Raw genomic sequence first — 23,481 nt, 5'->3', positions numbered from 1 at the left:
CCTACCTGCCGAGTTCGTGGTCGAGTGCGGCGAACAGCTCGTCGTCGGACGCGCTGTCGATGTCGTTCTCGTTGTCGTGCATGGACTCTGACGTGCGCAGCAGGGCGCGTAGCCGGTCGGCGAGCGAGGTGTCCCCCGCGGTGAGCGCGGCCTCCACGGTGGCGAGCGCGGCTTGCAGCGGGTCGGGTTCGCGGACCGTCAGCGCGGCGCTGAGGTGCTCGGTGAGCGCCGCGGTGGTGGGGTGGTCGAACACGAGCGTCGACGGCAACCGCAGCCCGGTCGCGGTGGTGAGCCGGTTGCGCAGCTCGACCGCGGTGAGCGAGTCGAAACCGAGGTCGAGCAGCCCGCGCCTGACGTCGATCGTGCGCGGTGCGGGATGCGCCAGCACGAGCCCGACCTGTTCGCGGACGAACTCCAGCAGCATCTTGTCGCGCTCGGGCGCGGGAACGCCGGTGAGCCGTTGCCGCAACGAGATCGTCGACGTCTGCCTGGGCACCAGCTCGCGGTAGACCTCGGGCAGCGCGTCACCGAGCTGCCGCAGCGACGTGAGGTTCAGCGCGGCGGGCACGACGACCGCGCGGCCGGTGACCAGTGCCGCGTCGAACGCCGCCAGTGCCTGCTCCACCGGCATCGGGCGCACCCCGCCGCGGGCGAGCCTGGCCCGGCCGGCGTCGTCGAGCGTCGCGGCCATGCCGTCCTGCCACATGCCCCACGCCAGCGACACGGCCGGCAGCCCGAGCGAGTGGCGGTGCTCGGCCAGCGCGTCGAGGAACGTGTTGCCCGCGGCGTACGCGGCCTGACCGGCGTTGCCGACGATCCCGGCGATGGAGGAGAACAGCACGAACGCGGTCACGTCACCGGTGAGCTCGTGCAGGTGCAGGGCGCCGTCGACCTTGGCGCGCAACACCTCTGCCACCCGTTCGGTGGTCAGCGAGGTCAGCACACCGTCGTCGAGCACACCCGCCGCGTGCACCACGGTGGAGATCCGCTCGCCGTCGAGCAGTGCCGCCAGCGCGGCCCGGTCGGCGACGTCGCACGCCGCGACCCTGACCGACGCGCCGAGCGCGGTCAGCTCGGCGACGAGGTCGTCGCCGCCTCCGCTCCTGCTGGTGAGCAGCAGGTCGCGAACGCCGTACCGGTCGACGAGGTGCCGGGCGAGCCGGCGGCCGAGCGCCCCGGTGCCGCCGGTGATCAGGACGGTGCCGTCGAGCTCTCGAGTTCCTGGCGGAACGGGCAGCCGCACCAGCCTCGGTGCCGTGACGCGTCCACTTCGGACGAGGACCTCGGCGGGGCCGCCCGCGATCGCCGCCTGTTCGGCCGCCGCGCTCCGCGGTGTCCCGTCGGTGATCACGTGCCGGATGCGACCGGGGTGCTCCGACTGGGCCACCCTGATCAACCCGGCCAGCACGCCGTGCGCGGGCACGTCCCTGGTGACCAGCACGACGGGGTCCGTGCGGTCCCGCAGCGCGGTGAAGACCTCCACGGCGAGTTCGCGTGCCTCGGACAGCTCGGCCTCGCGGACCCGGATCACCTCGCCGGACGACCCTCCGGTGAGGCGCACCTCGACCTGGTCGACGCCGAACAGCACGCCGTCCGCGGTGGCCGCGACGGTGCCGAGCGGCCGAGTCGTGAGCGAGCCGAGCACGCCGACCGGCCTGCCGTGCTCGTCGGCGAGGTCGACCCGGCCGCCGGACAGCCGGACCCGCAGCCCGGACGGCCGCGTGTCCCGCAACGCCGTGCCGGAGAACGAGAACGGCACCCGCAGACCTTCGGAGTCGTTGAGCAGCAACGCGTGCAGCGCCGCGTCGAGCAACGCCGGATGCACCGCGAACCGGCCGGGCTCGACGGACGGGCGGATCTCCGCGTACAGGTCGTCGCCCTGCCGCCAGACGGCGGTGAGTCCCTGGAACGCGGGCCCGTAGTGGTAGCCGCGGCCTGCCAGATCTTCGTACAGCCCGGACACGTCGACCACCGCCGCGCCGGCGGGCGGCCAGGCGGAGAAGTCCACATCGGACGGTTCAGGCGTGTCGCCGATGACGCCGTCGGCGTGCTTGGCCCAGGTGCCGTCGTCGCCGCGCGAGTGCACGGCGACAGTCCCGTCCTCGCCGACGATGATCTGCAGGGTCCGCGCCTCGGACACCACCAGCGGCTCGTGCAGCGTGAACTCGGCCAGCGCCCGGCCGTCCGCCGCGTGCACCGCCATCTCCAGCAGCGCCGTCGCGGGCAGCAGAACCCGGCCCGCCACCGCGTGATCGCGCAGCCACGGCTGCGACTGCGCCGAGATCCGCCCGGTGAACATCCGGCCACCGCCCGCGAGCGGCACCGACGCGCCGAGCAACGGGTGCCCCGCGTCGTCGAGCCCGGCGGCGGTGACGTCACCGGTGGAGTCGTCGGTCAGCCAGAACCTGCTGTGCTGGAACGGATAGGTCGGCAACGGCACGACCGGTCCCGCACCGAAGAACGCGTGCCAGTCGACCGGCACACCGCGCACGTGGGCGTGCCCGACGGCCGTGGCGACCGCGTCCACCTCCGCCCGGTCGCGGCGCAGCACCGGCACGGCGACCACGTCGTCCGCGCAGTCCTCGGCCATCGCGCTCAGCACGGCGTCCGGCCCGAGCTCCAGCACGGTCAGCACACCGTCCGCGCGCAGAGCCCGCACCGCGTCGAGGAACCGCACCGACCCGCGGACGTGCCGCACCCAGTGCTCCGGATCGGTGACATCGGCGTCGGCCAGCGCGGAGACGACGGGGATCACGGGCGGCGCGAACGTCAGCTCCGCCACGACGGCGCGGAACTCGTCGAGCACCGCGTCGACGTGCGGGGAGTGGAACGCGTGACTGACCCGCAACCGCTTCGTGCGCCCGCCCGCCGCGGCCAGCTCGGCGCCGATCTCCTCGACGACGGCCGCGTCACCGGACAGCACCACCGAACGCGGCCCGTTGACCGCGGCCACGTCCACCTGCGCCTCGCGTCCGGCCAGCAGCGGCAGGACGTCCTGCTCGGCCGCCTCGACCGCGAGCATCGCGCCGTTGCCCGGCAACGCCTGCATGAGCCTGCCGCGCGCCGCGACCAGCCGTGCCGCGTCCGGCAGCGAGAGCACCCCGGCGACGTGGGCGGCGGCGACCTCGCCGATCGAGTGCCCCGCCACCGCGTCCGGTCGCACACCCCAGCTCTGCAGCAGCCGGAACAACGCGACCTCCAGCGCGAAGAGCGCGGGCTGGGTGTACTCGGTCTGGTGGATCAGGTCGGTGTCGATCGCGGACGCGAGCGGTTGGCCGAGGTGGCGGTCGAGCTCGGCGCACGCCTCGTCGAACGCGGCTGCGAACGCCGGGTGGGAGGTGCGCAGCTCGCGGCCCATTCCGATGCGCTGGCTGCCCTGGCCGGTGAACAGGAACGCGACCCTGCCGTCCACGGCCTTGCCGCGCACCGGTTCTGAGCCGGTGAGCACCGCGCGGTGGGGTAGTGCGGCCCTGCCGAGTGCGAGCGATCGGCCCACGTCGGTGAGGTCCGCTTGGTGTGGCAGCGTTGTTGTGTTGGGCGTGAGCGACCGGCCCACACCGGTGAGGTCCGCGGTCACCGCGCCCAACCGGTCGAGCTGCGCGGTGAGCGCCTCCTCCGTGTGCGCGGAGACGACCAGCGGCACCGCGGGAAGCGCGACCCCGGCCTGAGCTTCCGGTTCCGCGGCCTGCTCGATGATCACGTGCGCGTTCGTGCCGCTGATGCCGAACGACGACACCGCAGCCCGGCGCGCGCGACCGGTCTCGGGCCACGCCGAGGCGTCGGAGAGGAGCTTCACCTCGCCCGCGGTCCAGTCGACCGCACGGCTGGGCTCGCCGAGGTGCAGGCTCTTCGGCAGCACGCCGTGCCGGATCGCCTCGACCATCTTGATCAGGCCGGCGACCCCGGCCGCGGCCTGCGCGTGGCCGATGTTGGACTTGATCGACCCCATCAGCAGTGGTGTCTCGCGGTCGCGTCCGTAGGTGGCGAGCACGGCCTGCGCCTCGATCGGGTCGCCCAGCGTCGTTCCGGTGCCGTGCGCCTCCAGCGCGTCCACGTCCCTCGTGGACAGACCTGCGCTGGCGAGAGCGGCGCGGATGACGCGTTCCTGGGACGGGCCGTTGGGGGCGGTGAGGCCGTTCGAGGCGCCGTCCTGGTTCACCGCCGAACCGCGCAGCACGGCCAGCACCCGGTGGCCGTTGCGGCGGGCGTCGGAAAGGCGTTCCAGCACGACGATGCCGGCTCCCTCCGCCCACGCCGCGCCGTCGGCCGCGTCGGAGAAGGACTTGCAGCGCCCGTCCGGTGCGAGTCCGCGCTGCCGGGAGAACTCGACGAACAGCGTCGGGGTGGCCAGCACGGTCACGCCGCCCGCGAGGGCGAGGTCGCACTCCCCGTTGCGCAGCGCCTGTGCGGCGAGGTGGATCGACACCAGCGACGACGAGCAGGCGGTGTCGACGGTGATCGCGGGTCCCTGCAGGCCGAAGGTGTAGGCGATCCGGCCGGACGCGACGCTGACCGTGCTGCCGACCGACAGGTAGCCCTCCAGCGCCTCCGGTGCGGTGCGCAGCCGGGCCGCGTAGTCGTTGGCCATCACGCCCGCGAACACGCCGGTGTTGCTGCCGCGCACCGAGAGCGGGTCGATGCCCGCCCGTTCGAACGCCTCCCACGACACCTCCAGCAGCAGCCGCTGCTGCGGGTCCATCGCGGTCGCCTCGCGGGCGCTGATGCCGAACAGGTCGGGGTCGAAGTTCGCCGCACCGGCCAGGAAACCGCCGTGCCGCGTGCAGGACGTGCCGGGGTGGTCGGGGTCGGGGTGGTAGAGCGAGTCGAGGTCCCAGCCGCGGTCGGCGGGAAACTCGCCGATCGCGTCCACGCCCTCGGTGACCAGCCGCCACAGGTCTTCCGGCGAGGCCACGCCACCGGGGTAGCGGCACGCCATCGCCACGATCGCGACGGGTTCGTCCGTCGTGATCCCGTTGGTGTGCTTGGTGTTCTCCTCGGCGCCGAACAGTTCCGCGCCGAGCAGCCCGGCGAGCTCCGCCGGGTTCGGGTGGTCGAACACGACCGTCGCGGGCAGCCGCAACCCGGTCGCCGCGATCAGCCGGTTGCGCAGTTCCACGGCCATCAGCGAGTCGAACCCGAGCGCGTTGAACGCCCGGTCCGGCGGCACCTCCTCGGCACCGCCGTGGCCGAGCACCGCGGCGGCGCTCCCGCGCACGAGGTCCAGCAACGCGCGCTCTCGTTCCGCCGCGGGCCGGGCGGCCAGCCGGTCGCGCAACGTCGACGTGCCCGCCTCGGCGGCCGCCGCCGTGCGGCGCGGCTTTCGGACCAGCCCGTCGAACACGGGCGGCAACGTGCCCGACCCCGCCTTGGCCCGCAACGCGCCCAGCTCCAGCCGCACCGGCGCCACGACCGGCTGCCCGGCGTTCAGCGCCGCGTCGAACAGCGCCAGTCCGTCCTCCGTGGACAGAGGGGCGATGCCGTCCCTCGCCAGCCTGGCCAGGTCCGCGCCGGCCAGGTGCCCGGTCATGCCGCTGCCCTCGTCCCACAGGCCCCAGGCGAGCGACACGGCGGGCAGTCCCAGCGAGTGGCGGTGCTCGGCCAACGCGTCGAGGAACGCGTTCGCCGCCGCGTAGTTGGCCTGGCCGGGTGTGCCGACCGTGCCCGCGAACGAGGAGAACAGCACGAACGCGTCCAGGTCGTGCGTCAGCTCGTGCAACGCGAGTGCGGCGTCGACCTTGGGCCGCAGCACCGCGTCGAGCCTCTCCGCGGTCAACGAGGACAGCAACCCGTCGTCGAGCACACCGGCCGTGTGCACCACCGCGGTCACCGGGTGCTCGGCCAGCACCGCCGCGAGCGCGTCGCGGTCCGCGGCGTCGCACGCCACGAACGTCACCGCCGCACCGTGCGCGACCAGCTCGGCCTCCAGCTCCAGCGCACCCGCGGCAGCGCGGCCGCTTCGGCTGAGCAGCAGGAGATTCCGCACGCCGTGCCTCGCCACCAGGTGGCGTGCCACGTGGCCGCCGAGCGTGCCGGTGGCGCCGGTGATCAGCACCGTGCCGTCCTCGCGGAACGGCACGGGATCGCCGGCGGTCTCGGCCTTCGCGAGCCGCGGCCGGACCGGTTCGCCGTCCCTGATCGCGGCCTCCGGTGCGGTCAGGGCGCGGGCCAGTGCGGCGGTCGGCACGTCCCAGCGGTCGACCTGGAGCAGGCCGAAGCGGCCGGGGTGCTCGGTCAGCGCGGTGCGGGCGAGTCCCGGTACCGCTGCTGCGGCGAGATCGCCTGCGGCGGTGACGAAGACGAGCCGGGACTCGGCGAACCGTTCGTCGGCGAGCCAGGACTGCGCGAGCCGCAGCGCCTGCCGGGCGAGCGCTTGCGGTGTCCCGGGACCTGCCAGCGGTGCCAGCACGACGGCCGGCACCTCCGCCAGTTCGGCCAGGTCTCCGACCGCGTTCCCGGGGAGCCCGAGGCCGACCACGGCCCAGTCCCCGGCCTCGCCCTCGTCGAGAGCCGTCCACGTCGTCCGGTAGAGCGCGCCACGCGTGACCTTCGCGCCGGTGAGCGGCCGCAACGTCAGCGAGTCGACCGACGCGACGGGTGCGCCGGTGCCGTCGGCGAGGGTCAGGGAGTCGCCGGTGATCCGCACGCGCAACGCCGTGGCTCCGGTGGCGTGCAGGCGGATTCCGGTCCACGAGAAGGGAAGCAGCAGCTCGTCGCCGGCCAGCGCGAGCGGATGCAGCGCGGCGTCGAGCAGTGCGGGGTGCAGACCGAACCCGGAGGGCGCGACGCCCTCGGGCAGCGCGACCTCGGCGTAGGACGTGTCACCCGCCCGCCAGAGGGCGCGCAGGCCCTGGAAAGCGGGGCCGTAACCGAAACCGCGCCCGGCCAGCACGTCGTAGGCGTCGGAGAGCTCGACCGGGGTGGCGCCGGGCGGCGGCCACTCGGTCAGCGGTTCGCCGGCACCGGTGGCGGTGGCGAGGACACCGGTGGCGTGCCGCGTCCACGGCGCGTCGGAGTCGGTGCGGCTGTGCACGGTCAGGCCGCGCCGACCGTCCGCGTCGGGGGCGTCGAGCACGACCTGGAGCTGCACGCCGCCGTCGAGCGCGAGAGGCGTCTCGATCGTGAGCTCCTCGACCAGGTCCAGGCCCGCCCGGTCGGCGGCGCGCAGGGCGAGGTCGACGAACGCGGTGCCGGGCAGCAGCGGGGTGCCGTCGACGGCGTGGTCGGTGAGCCACGGGTGGGTGGTGCGGGACACGCGGCCGGTCAGCACGATCCGGTCGGTGTCGGCCAGTTCCAGCACGGCGCCGACCAGCGGGTGCGGTTCGGCGGTGAGACCGAGGCCGGTGGCGTCGGCGGCGGTGCCGGTGGCGTCGAGCCAGTAGGTGCGGCGCTGGAACGGGTAGGTGGGCAGCGGTGTCGTGCTCGTCGTGCCCGCCGCGGTGGCCCAGTCGACGGCGACTCCGGCGACGTGCGCCTGCGCGGCGGAGGCGAGGAACCGCGAGAGGCCGCCGTCGTCGCGGCGCAACGAGGGCACGATGATCGCGTCGGTGCTCTCCTGCAGCGCGACGGTGAGCACCGGGTGGGCGCTGACCTCCACGAACGTGCCGTGTCCCGTGCCCAGCAGCGCTCGGGTCGCCTCTTCGAACCGGACGGTGCCGCGCAGGTTGCCGAACCAGTACGCGGCGTCGAGCTCAGCGCCGTCGACGACCTCGTTGGTGACGGTGGAGAAGAACGGCAGCCGGCTCGTGACCGGGCTGATTCCCGCGAGCGCGGCCATGATCTCGTCCCGCAGCACTTCGACGTGCGCCGAGTGCGACGCGTAGTCCACCGGCACGCGACGGGCCCGCACACCGTTGTCGCGGCACTGCGCGAGCAACGCGTCGAGCCCCGCCGTGTCGCCGGCGACGACGACCGACCGCGGCCCGTTGACGGCGGCGATCTCGACACCGTCGCGCAGCAGCGCGGTCACTTCGTTCACGGACAACGGGACGGACACCATGCCGCCGGTGCCGGCGAGGCGGGTGATGGCTTTGCTGCGGAGTGCGACGACGGTTGCGGAGTCCTCCAGGGAGAGTGCGCCGGCGATGTGGGCGGCGGCGATTTCGCCTTGGGAGTGGCCGATGACGGCGTCGGGTTGAACTCCGTGGTGTTGCCAGAGGGTGGCGAGGGAGATCATGACGGCCCAGAGGGCGGGTTGGACGATGTCGACGCGGTCGAGTGGTCCGGCGAGTTCGGTGAGCAGGTCCCAGTCGGTGTGGGGGCTGAGGGCTTGGGCGCAGGCGTCGAGCTGGGTGCGGAAGACCTCGGAGTCGCGGTGCAGGTCGAGTGCCATTCCTGACCACTGGGAGCCCTGGCCGGGGAACACGAACACCGTCTTGCCCGGCGCACTGGCGGTTCCGCTCAGCAGGGCCGGAGCGGTCGTGCCGGACACCAGCGCTGCCAGGGCGGCACGGTGATCGCCGGTCACGGCCGCGCGGTGCGTCAGCTGCGGCGCCGACGTGGCCAGCGCGGCGGCGACATCGCTCAACTCCCGGGTGTCCAGCAGGTCCAGCACCTGGCTCGCGCGGGCGGCCAGCGCCGCCTCCGACCGGGCCGACAGCAGCAACGGCAGCGTGACGGCCGGAGTGGTGGGGGACTGCGCCGGCGCTTCCTCGATGATGACGTGGGCGTTGGTGCCGCTGATGCCGAACGAGGAGATGCCGGCGCGGCGCGGGCGTTCGGAGGGCCAGGGTTGCGCTTCGGTCAGCACCTCGACCGCGCCGCTGGTCCAGTCGACGTGCGGGCTGAGCTCGGTGGCGTGCAAGGTTTTCGGCAGTTCGCCGTGGCGCATGGCCTGCACCATCTTGATCACGCCGCCGACGCCCGCCGCCGCCTGGGCGTGGCCGATGTTGGACTTGAGCGAGCCCAGCCGCAGTGGGGTGTCGCGGTTTTGTCCGTAGGTGGCGAGCAGTGCGTTGGCTTCGATGGGGTCGCCGAGGGTGGTTCCGGTGCCGTGTGCCTCGACGGCATCAATGTCCTCTGTGGACAGTCCGGCGTTGGCGAGGGCGGCGCGGATGACGCGTTCCTGGGACGGCCCGTTGGGGGCGGTGAGGCCGTTGGACGCGCCGTCCTGGTTGACCGCCGAACCGCGGACGACGGCCAGCACGGGGTGCCCGTTGCGTCGTGCGTCGGACAGCCGTTCCAGCAGGAGGATGCCCGCTCCTTCGGACCAGCCGGTGCCGTTGGCGTTGGCGGAGAAGGCTTTGCAGCGGCCGTCGGGGGACAGTCCGCGTTGGCGGGAGAACTCGATGAAGGTGTTGGGGGTGGACATGACCGTGACGCCGCCGGCGAGGGCGAGAGTGCATTCGCCGTTGCGCAGTGCCTGGGCGGCCAAGTGGATCGCGACCAGTGACGAGGAACAGGCGGTGTCGAGGGTGACCGCGGGGCCTTCGAACCCGTAGGTGTAGGCGATCCGGCCCGAGACGACGCTGGCGATCGTTCCGGTGAGCAGATGGCCCTCGTACCCCTCCGGCGCCGAGACGAGGCGGGTTCCGTAGTCGTTGTACATGACGCCCGTGAACACACCGGTGTCGGTGCCGCGCAACGACTGCGGGTCGATCCCGGCCCGTTCGACCGCCTCCCACGAGACCTCCAGCAGCAACCGTTGCTGCGGATCTGTTGCGGTGGCCTCACGTGGGCTCAGGCCGAAGAACTCGGCGTCGAAGTCGGGTGCGTCGTGCAGGAAACCGCCGTGGCGGGTGTAGGACCTGCCGATCGCGTCCGGATCGGGGTCGTAGAGGTTCTCCACGTCCCAGCCGCGGTTGACGGGGAAGTCGCTGATCGCGTCACGACCCTGGGCGACCAGCTCCCACAGCTCGTCGGGCGAGGACACGCCACCGGGGTAGCGGCAGGCCATGCCGATGATCGCGATCGGTTCGTCGGACGCGATGGCCGTGGCCGCGCCCCGCACGGCCTGCTCACCCGTGAGCCGCCCGAGCAGGAACGTGATCACCGCGTCCGGTGACGGGTGGTCGAAGACGAGGGTGGTCGGCAGCTTCACCCCGGTGACCGCGCCGAGCCGGTTGCGCAGCTCGACCCCGGTGAGCGAGTCGAACCCCAGTTCGCGGAACGCCTTCGCCGAGTCGAGCTCGGTGTCCGCGTCGTGCCCGAGCACCACGGCGACCGTCCTCACCACGACGTCGCGGACCGCGCGAGCGCGGTCGTCCTCGGTCAGGGCGCTCATCCGCGCCGCCCACGAGGTGTCCGCCCGCGCGGTGTTCACCTGCCGTCGCGGCACCCGGACCAGGCGCGCGAACAGGACGGGCAGCGTGCCGTCGCTCGCCTTGGCGCGCAGGGCGTTCAGGTCGAGGTGCGCCGGGACCAGCACGGCCTCCCGCGAGCGCAGCGCCGCGTCGAACAGTTCGAGGCCGAGCCGCGGGGTGAGGGGGACGAACCCGTTGCGCCGCCACCTGGCCACGTCCGCGCCGCTGAGGCTGCCCGCCATGCCGTCGGCGGTGTGCCACAGCCCCCACGCCAGTGCCGTCGCCGGCAGCCCGGACGCCTGCCGGTGCGCGGCGAGCGCGTGCAGGTACGCGTTGGCCGCCGCGTAGTTGCCCTGGCCCTGGTTGCCGATCGTGGCGGCGATGCTGGAGAACGTCACGAAGTGGGTGAGCGGCTGGTCCGCGGTGAGCTCGTGCAGGTGCCACGCCGCGTCGACCTTCGGGGCGAACACCGAGGCGAGCCGGTCCGCGGTGAGCGAGGAGACCGTGGCGTCGTCCAGCACGCCCGCCGCGTGGAACACGGCGGTGATCGGCCGCTCGGCCGCCGCGACGGCCGCCGCGAGCTCGGCCGGGTCCGCGGTGTCGCACGCGATCATCCGCACGTCGGCACCGAGTGCGGTGAGGTCGTCCAGGAACGCCCGGTTCTCCGGCGTCGCGGCACCGGTCCGGCTGAGCAGCAACAGGTGTGCGGCGCCGTGCGTCGTCACGAGGTGAGTGGCCAGCAGGCGGCCGAGCGTGCCGGTGGCGCCGGTGATGAGCACCGTGCCGTCGGTGTCGAGTGCTGGACCGTCGGCGACGTCCGCGCGGACCAGGCGAGGTGCCCGCACCTCTCCGCCGCGCACGGACACCTCGGGCTCACCGGCGGTGAGGGCCGCGGGCAGCCCGCCGAGGTCGTTCTCGTCGCCGAGGTGCACCAGCACGAACCGGCCGGGCTGCTCGGACTGCGCGGTGCGCAGCAGGCCGGTGAGCGGTGCGGTGCCCAGACCGTCGACGACGGCGAACACCAGCGTGCTGTCCGCGAACTCCGGCCGCGCCAGCCAGTCCTGCACGATCGCGAGCCCGCGTTCGGCGGTGGCGAGCGGGTCGCCCGTCACGTCGGTCTCGGTCACGACGACGAACTCGGGCACGTCGTCGCCGATCTCGTGCCACGGCGTCACCTCGCCAGTGCCGTCGGTGCGGACGGCTTCCCAGGCCACGCGGTAAAGCGAGTCGGGTGCGCTCGCGCGCAGCCCGTCGCGTGGAACCGGCCGCAGCGCGACCGAGTCCACGACGGCCACCGGTGCGCCGGTGCTGTCGGCGACGACCAGACGTGCGGTGTCCGTGCCGGTGTGCGTCCAGCGCACCCGCAACGCCGTGGCGCCCGCGGCGTGGAATTCCGCGCCGGAGAACGAGAACGGCAGCTTGACCACGTCCGGTTCGGCGGCGTCCAGCACGAGCGGGTGCAGTGCCGCGTCCAGCAGGGCGGGATGCGTGCCGTGGCCCGCCGCGTCACCGGTCAGCGCGACCTCGGCGAAGAGCTCGCTCTCGGTGCGCCACGCGGCCCGCAGCCCGCGGAACGCCGGCCCGTAGCGGTAACCGAGCTCGGCGAGCCGGTCGTAGACGTCCTCCAGCTCGATCGGGGTCGCGGTGGGCGGCCACTGGTCGAGCGCCGTGCCGCGGCCGGCCGTCCCGGTCAGCACGCCGGTGGCGTGTGTGGTCCAGATGTCGTCGTCGACCTGCGAGTGCACGGTGAACGGGCGCTCGCCGGCACCGTCCGGTGCCGCGACGGACAGCCGCAGCCGCACGGATCCGCGTTCGGGCAGCACCAACGCGGTCTGCAGCATCAGCTCGCCGATGCCCGCGCACCCGGTGTGGTCGGCGGCGAGGCTCGCCATCTCGACGAACGCGGTCGCGGGCACCAGCACCGCGCCGTTCACCACGTGGTCGGCGAGCCAGGGGTGGGTGGCGGTGGACAGCGCGCCGGTGAACTGCACCGCGTCGCCGTCGGGCTGGGTGATCATCGCGGTCAGCAGGGGATGACCGGTCGCGGTGAGACCGAGGCCCTCGGCGTCGGTCGTGCGGGGTGCGTCGAGCCAGTACCGCTCGCGCTGGAACGGGTAGGTGGGCAGGTCGATGCGCGGGGCGTCCGGCAGGACGGTCGTCCAGTCGACGTTCGCGCCGCGGACGTGCAGGCGGGCCAGTGCGGTGAGGTAGGCGTCGTTCTCGCCGTGGTTGCGGCGCAGTGCGGGTGTGGCGTCCGGGGTGAGGCTGCTCAGCGTCGCGTCCGGTCCGACCTCGAGTGCTGTCGTGACGCCGAGTTCGGTGAGTGTGGTGACGCCTCGGTGGTAGCGGACGGTTCCACGTGCCTGCTGTGCCCAGTAGTCCGGGGTGTAGCTCTCGATCACCGTTCCGGTGAGGTTGGAGATGATCGGGATCTGGGGTGGGTTGTGGGTCAGGGTTTCCGCGACCGCCGTGAGTTCGGCGAGCATCGGGTCGAGGTGTGCGGAGTGGAACGCGTGGCTGACCTGCAGGCGGGTTGCCTTGCGTCCAGCGGCTTTGGCGTTTTCTGCAACCGCGAGGACGGCGTGTTCGTCGCCGGAGACGACGGTGTTGTCGGGGGAGTTGAGTCCGGCGATGTCGGCGCCGGGCACGAGCCAGCTCTGGACTTCCGATTCGCCTGCCTGCAAGGCGACCATGGCGCCGCCGGTGGGAAGTGCTTGCATGAGGCGGGCGCGGGTGCAGACGAGCAGGGCGGCGTCGGGCAGCGAGAGAACACCCGCGATGTGCGCGGCGGTGAGCTCACCGATGGAGTGGCCGATGAGGTGGTCGGGCTGGACGCCGTGGTGGGTGAGGAGCCGGTACAGCGCGGTTTCCAGTGCGAACAGGGCGGGTTGCGTGTATTCGGTCTGGTGGATCAGGTCGGTGTCGATCACGTCGGCCAACGGCCGGTCGAGGTGCCGGTCGAGTTCGGCGCAGACCTCGTCGAACGCGGCTGCGAACACCGGTTGCGAGGCGCGGAGCTCGCGGCCCATGCCCACCCGCTGGCTGCCCTGACCGGAGAACAGGAACGCCAGCCCGCCCGGCACCACCGAGCCCGTGACCACGTGCCGTGAGTCGAGGTCGCTCAACCCCGCGGCCTTGTCACCGACGATCACCGCGCGGTGCGAGAACTGGGTCCTGGTCACCAGAGACCGTGCCACGGCGGCCTCGTCGGCGTCCACAAAGGACAGGAGTGCCTCGGCGGCCGCACTCACGGCGGCTGCCGACCGGCCGGACAGCACCCAGGGTGCCGGTGCGCCGGTCGGCGCGGGGCCGGGCTCGTCCAGCACACCTTCGACGATCAGATGAGCGTTCGTGCCGCTGATGCCGAACGACGAGATGCCCGCGCGGCGCGGTCCTTCGGGCCACGGCTGGGCCGAGGTGAGCAGGGCGACTTCGCCCGCCTCCCAGTCGATGTGCGGGCTGGGTTCGTCGGCGTGCAGGGTCGCGGGCAGGACGCCGTGCCGCATCGACTGCACCATCTTGATCACGCCGGCGACGCCCGCCGCGGCCTGGGTGTGGCCGATGTTCGACTTCAGCGAACCCAGCCACAGCGGAGTGGCGCGGTCCTGGCCGTAGGTCGCGAGCAGCGCGTGGGCCTCGATCGGGTCGCCGAGCGTCGTGCCGGTGCCGTGCGCCTCGACCGCCGCAACGTCCGAAGGGGACAGTCCGGCGTTGTGCAACGCCTGGCGCACAACACGTTCCTGCGACGGCCCGTTCGGCGCGGTGAGACCGTTGGAGGCACCGTCGGAGTTGATCGCCGAGCCGCGGATCAGGGCCAGCACGCGGTGCCCGTTGCGCCGCGCGTCGGACAGCCGTTCCAGCAGGACCAGACCGGCGCCCTCCGCCCAGCCCGTGCCGTCCGCGCTCGCGGAGAAAGCCTTGCAGCGGCCGTCCGGCGACAGCCCGCCCTGCCTGCTGAACTCGACGAACATGCCCGGTGTCGCCATCACGGTCACGCCACCCGCGAGCGCCAGGGTGCACTCGCCCTGGCGCAGCGCGTTCGCGGCGATGTGCAACGCGACCAGCGACGAGGAGCACGCCGTGTCGATCGTCATGGCCGGGCCCTCGAACCCGAACGTGTAGGCCACCCGGCCGGACGCGACGCTCGCCGTGCCGCCGGTCAGCAGGTAGCCCTCGTGGCCGTTCGCCGTCTCGTGCAGCCGCGGCCCGTACTCCTGCGCCGTCGCGCCGACGTAGACGCCGGTCCTGCTGCCGCGCAGCGTGCCGGGTTCGATCCCGGCCCGTTCGAACGTCTCCCACGCGGTCTCCAGCAGCAACCGCTGCTGCGGGTCCATCGCCGCGGCCTCCCGCGGGCTGATCCCGAAGAACTCGGCGTCGAACCGGTCCGCGTCGTGCAGGAACCCGCCGCGCCGCACGGCGGAGTCACCCGGCGCGAGGTCCCAGCCGCGGTCGGCCGGGAAGTCCCCGACCGCGTCCACCCCGGCCGCGACGAGGTCCCACAGCTCGTCGGGCGACGTGACGCCACCGGGCAGCCGGCACGCCATGCCGACGATCGCGATCGGCTCGTCCGGCAGCACGTCACCGAGATCGGCGACCGGACCGTCCACTCCGGCCAGCCGGTCGCGGAGGTGCTCGGCGACCGCCGCGGGCGTCGGGTAGTTGAAGAGCAGGCCGGACGGCAACGACACCCCGGTCGCCGCGCTCAACGCGTTGCGCAGCTCGACGGAGCTGATCGAGTCGAAGCCGAGGTCCTTGAACGCCAGGCCGGTGTCGACGTCCGCGGGCGAGGAATGCCCGAGCACCGCGGCCACGTGCGCACGCACGAGGTCCAGCTGGTCGCCGGCCTCCGCCTGCGGTTCGGCCTTCGCCGGTGCCTCGCCGAGCCAGAACTCCCTGCGCTGGAACGGGTAGGTGGGCAGGTCGATGATCGGGGCGTCCGGCAGGACGGTCGTCCAGTCGACGTTCGCGCCGCGGACGTGCAGGCGGGCCAGTGCGGTGAGGTAGGTGTCGTTCTCGTCGTGGTTGCGGCGCAGGGCTGGGGTTGCGTCGGGCGTGATGGGGCTGAGGGTGGCGTCGGGGCCGATCTCCAGTGCGGTGGTGACGCCGAGTGAGGTCAACGTGGTGACGCCGTCGAGGTAGCGGACGGCTCCGCGAGCCTGCTGTGCCCAGTAGCCCGGGGTGTAGTTGTCGATCACCGTTCCGGTGAGGTTGGAGATGATCGGGATCTGGGGTTCGTTGTGGGTCAGGGTTTCCGCGACGGCAGTGAGTTCGGCGAGCATGGGGTCGAGGTGCGCGGAGTGGAACGCGTGGCTGACCTGGAGCCGGGTTGCCTTGCGTCCAGCGTTTTTGGCGTTCTCGGCGACGGCGACGACGGCGTGTTCGTCGCCGGAGACGACGGTGTTGTCGGGGGAGTTGAGTCCGGCGATGTCGGCGCCGGGCACGAGCCAGTCCAGGACTTCGGTTTCGCCTGCCTGCAGGGCGATCATGGCGCCGCCGGTGGGGAGTGCTTGCATGAGGCGGGCGCGGGTGCAGACGAGCAGGGCGGCGTCGGCCAGCGAGAGAACGCCAGCGACGTGGGCAGCCGCGAGTTCGCCGATCGAGTGGCCGATGAGGTGATCCGGCGTGACCCCGTGGTGGGTGAGGAGCCGGTACAGCGCGGTTTCCAGTGCGAACAGGGCGGGTTGCGTGTATTCGGTCTGGTGGATCAGGTCGGTGTCGATCACGTCGGCCAACGGCTGGGCGAGGTGCCGGTCGAGTTCGGCGCAGACCTCGTCGAACGCGGCTGCGAACACCGGCTGTGAGGCGCGGAGTTCGCGTCCCATGCCGATGCGCTGGCTGCCTTGGCCGGAGAACAGGAACGCCAGCCCGCCCGGCACCACCGAGCCCGTCACCGCGCCGGGAACCGGTGTGCCCGTTGCCACCGCGTCGAGCACGGCCGGGCTGGGGTCGAGCACGACCGCGCGGTGGCCGAACGTCGTGCGCGTCCCGGCCAGCGACACGGCGACCGCCGCAGGCGAGTCCACAAAGGACCGCAGCTGCCGGGCCTGCGCCCGGACGGCGTCCACCGACTTGCCGGACAGCAGCCACGCCACCTGGCCGGTCGCGGGCTGGGCGGGCGTGGCGGTGGACGGCCAGTCGGAGAGCACGACGTGGCAGTTCGTGCCGCCCATGCCGAACGAGCTGACCCCGGCCACGAGCGGCGCGTCCGGGTGCGGCCACGGCCGCAGCTCGCCGGTCACGGCGAGCCGCCACTCGTCGAACCTGATGTCCGGGTTGGGGGTGGCGTGGTTGAGGCTCGGCGGCAGCATCCGGTGCCGGATGCTCAGCACCGCCTTGGCGAGCCCGGTGATGCCCGCCGCGCCCTCCAGGTGCCCCACGTTGGTCTTGACCGACCCGACCAGCAGCTCGTCGGAGCGGTCCGGCGCGAACACCGCACCGAGCGCGGCCGCCTCCACCGGGTCGCCGACGCGCGTGCCGGTGCCGTGCAGCTCGACGTACTGCACGTCCGACGGTCGCACGCCCGCGCGCCGGTGTGCCGACCGCAGCACCTCGCGCTGGCCGGACGTGCCGGGCACGGTGAGACCTCCGGTGGCGCCGTCGTTGTTCATCGCGCTGCCCCGCAGCACGCAGAGGATCTCGTCGCCCGCCGCCAGCGCGGCGGCGAGCGGCTTGAGCACGACGAACGCGCCGCCTTCACCGCGCACGTAACCGTTGGCGCGCGCGTCGAAGGTGAAGCAGCGCCCGTCGGGGGACAACGCGCCGAAGCGGTCGGCGGTCTCGGTGCTCTCCGGCACGAGGTTGAGCTGCACGCCACCGGCGAGCGCGGCCGAGGACTCCCCGCGCCGCAGGCTCTCCGCGGCCAGGTGCACGGCCACCAGCGACGACGACTGGCCGGTGTCGACACAGGCGCTGGGGCCGCTCAGCCCCAGCGAGTACGAGATGCGGTTGGCGATGATGCCGCGGTTGAGCCCGGTCAGGGTGTGCGGGGTGATCTCCTCGGCACCGCGCTGGTGCGCGAGCGTCGCGTAGTCGTCGGCGATCACCCCGACGAACACGCCGGTGCGCGTGCCCGCGAGCGAACCGGGCAGCAGCCTGGCGTGCTCCAGCGCCTCCCACGCGAGCTCCAGCGCCAGCCGTTGCTGCGGGTCCATCGCGGTCGCCTCGCGCGGGCTGATCCCGAAGAACGCGGCGTCGAACCCGCGCACGTCGTCCAGGTAGCCGCCGGGCCGGGTGCCGCGTCCCGGCGGGGGAGCACCGACGGCATCGCGCCCGTCGCGCAGCAGGTCCCACAGCTGCGCGGGGTTCGCCGCGCCGGGCAGCCGGCAGGACAGGCCGATGACGGCGATGGTGTCGTCGATCATCGCTTCGAAATCCCCCATGGTCGCGTCGCCTATCCGTTGTCGTGCGGGCGTTGTCGCTGGATGCCGCGCAGGGTCCTGCGCAGGCCGCCGACCAGCGCGGTGGTGACCGCGGGCCGGCCGGTCAGCCGCATCAGCGACTCGACCACCCACAGGCGGCTCTCCAGCACGTGCCGCGGTGAGCCGTGCACGTCGTCGTTCTCCTGGACCCGCAACCGCCGCACGTGGCGGCGCAGCAGCGCCAGGTCCTCCTGCGGGACGACCTCGTCGCGCAGGCTCGCGAGGTAGTGCACCGGGATGTCCAGCGCGGCGAGCTGCTCACCGGTCAGCGCCAGGTCCGCGAGCTGGGCCGGTGGCCTGCCCGTGAGCCGGGTGAGCGTGTCGGTGGTGACCTTCGGCAGGGTGGTCCAGTGGTCACCGGTGAAGAACCCGGCGACCGGTGCGCCGGCGGTGATCACGGCGGTGATCCGCGGGTCGGCGACCGCGCACCGCAACGCCAGGTGCCCGCTGAAGCTCAGCGCCAGCGCGGTCGTGCGATCGGTGTCGGCCCGGTCGGCGACCGCGTCCAGCACCGCGCTGAACAACCGCCAGCCGTCCGCGTCGTAGGGCATCGGGTTCTCCCCGACGCCGGGCATCTCGGTCACCACCGCGGCCAGGCCGAGCCTGCGCGCCAGCCGCAACGTCGGCGCCCACTGCTCCTTCACGCTGACGATGCCGCCGCAGATCACCACCAGCGGTCGCGGCGCGGTGGCGGACAACCCGGTCGCCCAGCAGCGCACGACGTCGTCGCCCACCTTCACCTCGACGGGCTCCAGGTCCGTCTGCGCCGCGCTCCACCGCGCGAACGCCCGCACGTAGCGCTCCTGCGCCAGTTCGCGGCTCGGGCCGTCGACGAACGGGAACCGCGCCAGCACGTACCGGCGGTTCGCACCGAGCAGATCGCCGCGCGCCTCCAGCGCCTCACCCGCGGTGCGCCACACCCTCGCCCACGAGCCCGGCTCGCCGTCGGTGTCGTTGGTGATCCGCTGCAGCAGCGGCTCGTACTCCGCGGCGCGCACGCCCTGCGCCTTGGCGTGCACCACGATGAACCGCTTGAGCTCGGCGACGTCGTTCACGTCGTCACCTCGAAGTGCTCCAGCGCGTGCTTCAGCTCGGCGAGCACGTCCGCCGCCTCGCCACCGTCGATCACCCGGTGGTCGAACGACGTGTTGAGCCGCATGACCGGTGCGACAACGATGTCACCGTCACGCACCACCGGCTTCGGCGCGATCTGTCCCACGCCGAACGTGACCGTCGTGCCGCCGACCGAGTGGAACGAGTCGACCGGCCGGTGGCCGAGCGAGCTCACCGCGAACGTCCCGAAGAGGTCCGCCCGCCGGCGCAGGGGACCGACGAACCGCCGGAACGCCAGGCGCCCCAACGCGATCGGCAGCCGCTGCAGCCGGCGCACGCCCGCGAACTCCGGCATGGTGTCCGGGTCGCCGTCGCGGAAGTGCTCGACCTGCCGCTGGATGTCGGCGAGCTTGGCGTGGGCGAGATCGGGCAGCACCGCGGACAGCACCGCGCGCCTGCCCGCGACGAGCTTGTCCAGCGCCAGCTTCGCGTTCACCTGCTCGTAGCGGGCGATCCGCGGCCGCCACCGGCCGTGGATGGCGCTGTTGGCCTCCGGATGTGCCGCGAGGACACCGGCCGCGGCGTGCAGCACGTAGGTCACCACGGAGTAGCGCAGCCCGTCGGCCTCGGCGGCCGCGCGGTGCGCCAGCACGGCGGTCATGTCGACGTCGGTGCCCAGGAACACCGGCGAGAACCCGCGGATGTGGTCGAGGAAGTGCAGGGTCTGCCTGCGGTGGTGGGGTACCGGCGCGGGCTTCACGCGGCCGCCGCCAACCGGTAGATGTGGCCGAGCGTGGCCGCCTCCAGCAGGTCCGGCATGGCGATCGTGCGGCCGGTCCGCTGCTCCAGCACCATCGTCAGCGCCAGCAGGTGGATGGAGTCCCACCCCGGCACCTGGTCCAGGTCGGCCTCGACGTCGTCGGCGCTCACCGCGAGGCCGATCTCCTCGCGCAGCAACGTCACGAAGTCGTCGATGGTCTTCATGCGGAGGTCCCTTCGGCAGCGGTGAGCCGGATGTGGAGATGCCCGGCGGGGATGGCGGTGAGGTCGTGGCGGAACTCGGTGCCGGTCGCGTCGGGCACGAACCCGTTGCGGGGGTAGAAGTCCGCGACGTTGTGGTTCTTCGCCGTCGGTCGGTAGGAGGCGATCACGTGCGTCGCTCCGACGGCCCGTGCCCTGCGCAGCACCTCCGCGAGGCAGGCCTGCTCGATCCCCCTGGCGAACACCCGGCAGCTGAGCAGGAAGTTCTCGATGCGCACCGCGTCACCGTCGCGGCGCAGGAACACCGCGCCGACGATCCCGTTGTCGCCGAACCGGTCCCCGGACTCGATCACCAGCACCTCGGTGTCGTCGCCGTCGAGCAGGGCGGTGACGTCCTGCTGCTGCAACCGGACGGTGGTGAGGTTGAACTGGTTGGTGCGCAGGGTCATCTGCGAGACGCGGGCGACCTCGGCCGCCGTGGCCGGCTCGAACCTGACCCACACGTCCAGCTCGGCCAGGTAGTCCTCCAGCGAGTCGAAGCTCTGCAGGAAGTCCGTGCGCGCCAGCTCGTCGCGGTAGCGCGCGGGCCGGGCCCGGTCCTCCTCCGTCGCCTCCACGACGTCGAACCACCCGTCCCGCAACAGCTTCGGCACGTGCAGCGCCGGCTCGGTGTCGACCTGGACGACGGCGACCTCCGGCAGCGAGTGCCGCACGAGACCGCACTCGAACGGGTTGTCGTCGACGAACACCAGGCTGTCCACGCCGAGGTTGAGGTCGCCGGCGAGCTGCGCGAGGTGGTCGTGCTTGGGCCGCCAGTCGGCCGTGATGCGGACGAAGTCCTCCTCGCGCAACGTCATCCGCGGGTGCGTGCGCACGGCTTCGAGCACCGGCGCGAGATCGTTCTTGCTCACCGCCGCCAGCAGCACGCCCTGCGACGCCAGCTGCTTCACCACGGCCTGGAACGCCGCGAACGCCTCGCCGCGGTAGGTGTCGGCGACCTCGATGCCCTCCTGGCCGACCTCGCCGAGCACACCGCCCCACGTCGTCTCGTCCAGGTCGACGGCCAGCACCTTCCTGCCCTTGCCCGACACCGCGCGGGCGAGGTGCCCGACCTGCCTCGCGTAGGCGCCCAGCAGCTCGGGGGACAGGTGCGCCCTGGCGTAGCGGGACATCCGCGGCTCGCTGAGCGCCGCGCCGGACGCGAGCAGCGCGTCGAGATCGAGCACCACGACGTGGCGGTGCTCGGCGGACAGGCGCAGCAGAGCCGCGTTCGCCTCGCGCCACGCGGCACCGAGCCGGGCCCGCGACCGGTGGTCGATCAGCTGCGCGAGCACGTCCTGCGGCAGCGGCAGCGTGTTGAGCACGACCGTGCCCGAACCGCGGTAGCGCGCGACGAGCCCGGCCAGCAACCGGACCTGGGCGTCCAGGACGAGCGTCACGTCCTCGACCCGCCACGGCACCGGAACCTGCTCGAACACGGCGTGATGGGTCAGCACGCACAGCACCAGCCGCGGGTCGCCCGCGAGCAACGGACTGTCCTCCGAGGACAGATCGGAGACGTAGGTGCCGTAGTCGCCGACCCGCGTCCGGGGGAGCAGGCCGTGCCTGGCCAGCTCGGCGGTCAGCGGCGCGACGAGCCCCGACAGCGTGCCGTGACCGGTCACCGCCACGGTGCACGCGGTCAACCCGGGGTTGCGCGCCTGCACCAGGTCGGGATCCGCCCCGGCCAGCAGCCTGCCCGCACGGGTCAGGTCGTCACCGGACAGTCCCGACAGCAACGCGGGCACATCGGCGTACCGCTCCGCGAGCGTGCCGGCGCGGTGGATGGCGACGAGTTCGGTGATCGGGTCCATCAGTCCATCTCCAGCGCGAAACCGGCCTTGATCCACTTGCTGGACTCGACGGCGATCGCGATCGCGCGGTCACCGGACACCAGTTCGGGGAGCAGGCGTTCCAGCTGGACGAATGGCGCGGCGTTGCCGATGTTCGCGATCTCGCTGACACAGCTCACCTCCTCCGCGGCGGCAAGGCCCAGCTCGTCGACGATGCGCCTGGTCATCGAGCCGGACAGCTGCGGCGGCAGCAGGTAGTCGACATCGGTGTCCTGCCAGGACAACGCGTCCAGCAGCTCCTTGAGCACCTCGATGGACAGCACCGGAACGAGCTCTTCGATGGCCTTGTAGTCCTCGCGCAACGCGGGCCCGTCCGGTTCCCGCCGCGCCTGCCCGTACCAGTCGACGACCTGTCCCGGCTCACGGCCGAGCCCGACGAGCCGGTTGAGCACCCGGCGGATCCTCGGCGCGCCAGGCTCGGCGTCGGTGGTGAGCACGGCGGCGCCGGCGCCGTCACCGAACAGCACGACGTTCACCAGCTCGGCCGGGGAGAGCGCGGTCAGGTCGATGTCCGGGTCGAAGTGCTTGGCGCACACGTCCCCACCGAGCACGAGCGCGGTGCGGTGCTCGCCGGTGAGCAGCAACTGCCTGGCGACGTCGAGCGCGCCGATCGCCCCGGTGCAGCCGGACTGGAGCTGGTAGGTGGGCACGTTGTCGATGCCGAGCCGCTCGGCGACCATGTTCACCGTGGCGGGCATGAGCTTGTCCGGCGTCGCGGTGCCGAACACCATCAGGTCGACGTCGCGGGGCTCGACCCCGGCCGCGTCGAGCGCGCGGCCACCCGCCTGCGCGGCGAGATCGGTGAGCGAGCAGCGCACCTGTCCGCTCTCCAGATCGACGGCGAGGTGGCGCGACCGGGTGCCGATGAACGTGTCGACCCACTGCTCCCAGGCGGAGGTCATGCGGAACCGCCTGGCGAGTGCGGCGTTGTCGACCAGCGGACCCGGCAACGCCGAGCCCGCCGCGAGGACGCGGACGTCGGTGGTCATGGCTGGATTCCCTTCGGATGCCTGCACTGCGGCCAGGCCATCCTGGAAAGCACGCCTTAAGCCACCGCTAAAGCCACCCTGAAGGTCGAGCGGCACCGGTCACGGTTGCGCGGCTTCCTCGCGGCCCTCGCGGAAGAACTCGACGATCGAGCCGAGCCCGGCGAGCGGGTGCGCGGCGCCGAACCCGGTGTTCCAGAACGGTCCGCTGCGCTGCCGCCACGGACCGACGTAGGCGTAGGGCTCGGCGAGGTGCCGGTCGCCGGGGGAGATGCCGTAGTTGACCTCGTCGAGGGTGATACCGAGGTCGAAGTGCTCCGGCCAGAGCACCGGCGTCAGGTCCGGGGCGAGCTCGCGCAACGCCCGGTCGCCCGCAGCGAAGGCGTCGGCGAGGAGCCGGGCGTCGTCCGGATCCACGCGGAGCTCCTCGTCGGGGGTGACGCCGGAACCGTCGCGGTAGACGTCGCCGAGAGAGCGGACCCGCATGCCCGCGGCCGCCGCCAGGTCGGCGCACGTGCCTTTGAGCGGCACGCGCACGCCGTTCGCGACGAGCTGGTCGCCGTCGACGCGCACGTCCGGTTCGGCGACCGTGCCGAAGCCTCCCGGCCTGGGGCGCAGCCGGATGGTGCGGCTGCGGTCGTACTGGGGTCCGGCGAGGACCAGTTCCGCGATGCCGTGCAACGCGCGGCGGGTCGTTTCGAAAGTCATCTCGTCTCCTCGTGCAACGCCGGTCACGGCATCGGGTGGATCCCTCCGACGTCCCGGAGGACGGGCGCGTGCGCAGTGTCGTCGTGGACGGGCGCACGGTCGCGTTGTCGCGGTGAAGCACGGAATCCCGATCAAGCACGTGCCCTGAACGACAACGCCCTCGGCAAGATCAGCGAGGAACAGCTCGCCGGGGACCACCGACGGA

General features: G+C 72.8%; 7 protein-coding genes. All 7 read right to left on the bottom strand.

All coding sequences use genetic code 11. The annotated features are described in order from the left end of the window. Position 1 precedes the first annotated feature (1 nt). On the bottom strand, positions 2–17,617 hold the full coding sequence (locus ACWEIJ_RS25075; RefSeq protein ID WP_449839665.1) for an SDR family NAD(P)-dependent oxidoreductase: 17,616 nt from the start codon (positions 17,615–17,617) through the stop codon (positions 2–4). 11 nt (positions 17,618–17,628) lie between these two features. Continuing rightward, entirely contained in the window at positions 17,629–18,711 is a 1,083-nt protein-coding gene (locus tag ACWEIJ_RS25070; RefSeq protein ID WP_449839664.1) for a hypothetical protein, read from the bottom strand. Further along, a complete protein-coding gene (locus ACWEIJ_RS25065) occupies positions 18,708–19,469 on the bottom strand; it encodes a 2-oxo acid dehydrogenase subunit E2 (protein WP_449839663.1) in 762 nt (253 codons plus the stop codon). The genes ACWEIJ_RS25070 and ACWEIJ_RS25065 overlap by 4 nt, the downstream gene beginning before the upstream one ends. Further along, positions 19,466–19,693, bottom strand: coding sequence for an acyl carrier protein (locus tag ACWEIJ_RS25060; RefSeq protein ID WP_449839662.1), 228 nt, complete (start codon positions 19,691–19,693; stop codon positions 19,466–19,468). The genes ACWEIJ_RS25065 and ACWEIJ_RS25060 overlap by 4 nt, the downstream gene beginning before the upstream one ends. Beyond that, complete coding sequence (locus tag ACWEIJ_RS25055) at positions 19,690–21,543, bottom strand: HAD-IIIC family phosphatase (RefSeq protein WP_449839661.1); 1,854 nt, start codon at positions 21,541–21,543, stop codon at positions 19,690–19,692. Before ACWEIJ_RS25055 ends, ACWEIJ_RS25060 begins: the two co-directional genes overlap by 4 nt. Further along, on the bottom strand, positions 21,543–22,571 hold the full coding sequence (locus ACWEIJ_RS25050) for a 3-oxoacyl-ACP synthase III family protein (RefSeq protein WP_449839660.1): 1,029 nt from the start codon (positions 22,569–22,571) through the stop codon (positions 21,543–21,545). Before ACWEIJ_RS25050 ends, ACWEIJ_RS25055 begins: the two co-directional genes overlap by 1 nt. Before the next feature lie 99 nt (positions 22,572–22,670). Further along, positions 22,671–23,276: a hypothetical protein gene (locus ACWEIJ_RS25045; RefSeq protein WP_449839659.1), complete on the bottom strand. Its 606-nt coding sequence runs from the start codon at positions 23,274–23,276 to the stop codon at positions 22,671–22,673. Positions 23,277–23,481: the final 205 nt, after the last annotated feature.

It is taken from the genome of Lentzea sp. NPDC004789 (assembly GCF_053601075.1).
Note: the sequence above shows the minus strand (reverse complement) of the source record. Positions and strands in the feature narration are given on the sequence as shown.

Excerpts from the sequence above, each read along its gene's own strand:
- ACWEIJ_RS25075 (WP_449839665.1), bottom strand. The coding sequence starts at position 17,617 with ATGGGGGATTTCGAAGCGATGATCGACGACACCATCGCCGTCATCGGC.
- ACWEIJ_RS25050 (WP_449839660.1), bottom strand. The coding sequence starts at position 22,571 with ATGACCACCGACGTCCGCGTCCTCGCGGCGGGCTCGGCGTTGCCGGGT.
- ACWEIJ_RS25055 (WP_449839661.1), bottom strand. The coding sequence starts at position 21,543 with ATGGACCCGATCACCGAACTCGTCGCCATCCACCGCGCCGGCACGCTC.
- ACWEIJ_RS25060 (WP_449839662.1), bottom strand. The coding sequence starts at position 19,693 with ATGAAGACCATCGACGACTTCGTGACGTTGCTGCGCGAGGAGATCGGC.
- ACWEIJ_RS25045 (WP_449839659.1), bottom strand. The coding sequence starts at position 23,276 with ATGACTTTCGAAACGACCCGCCGCGCGTTGCACGGCATCGCGGAACTG.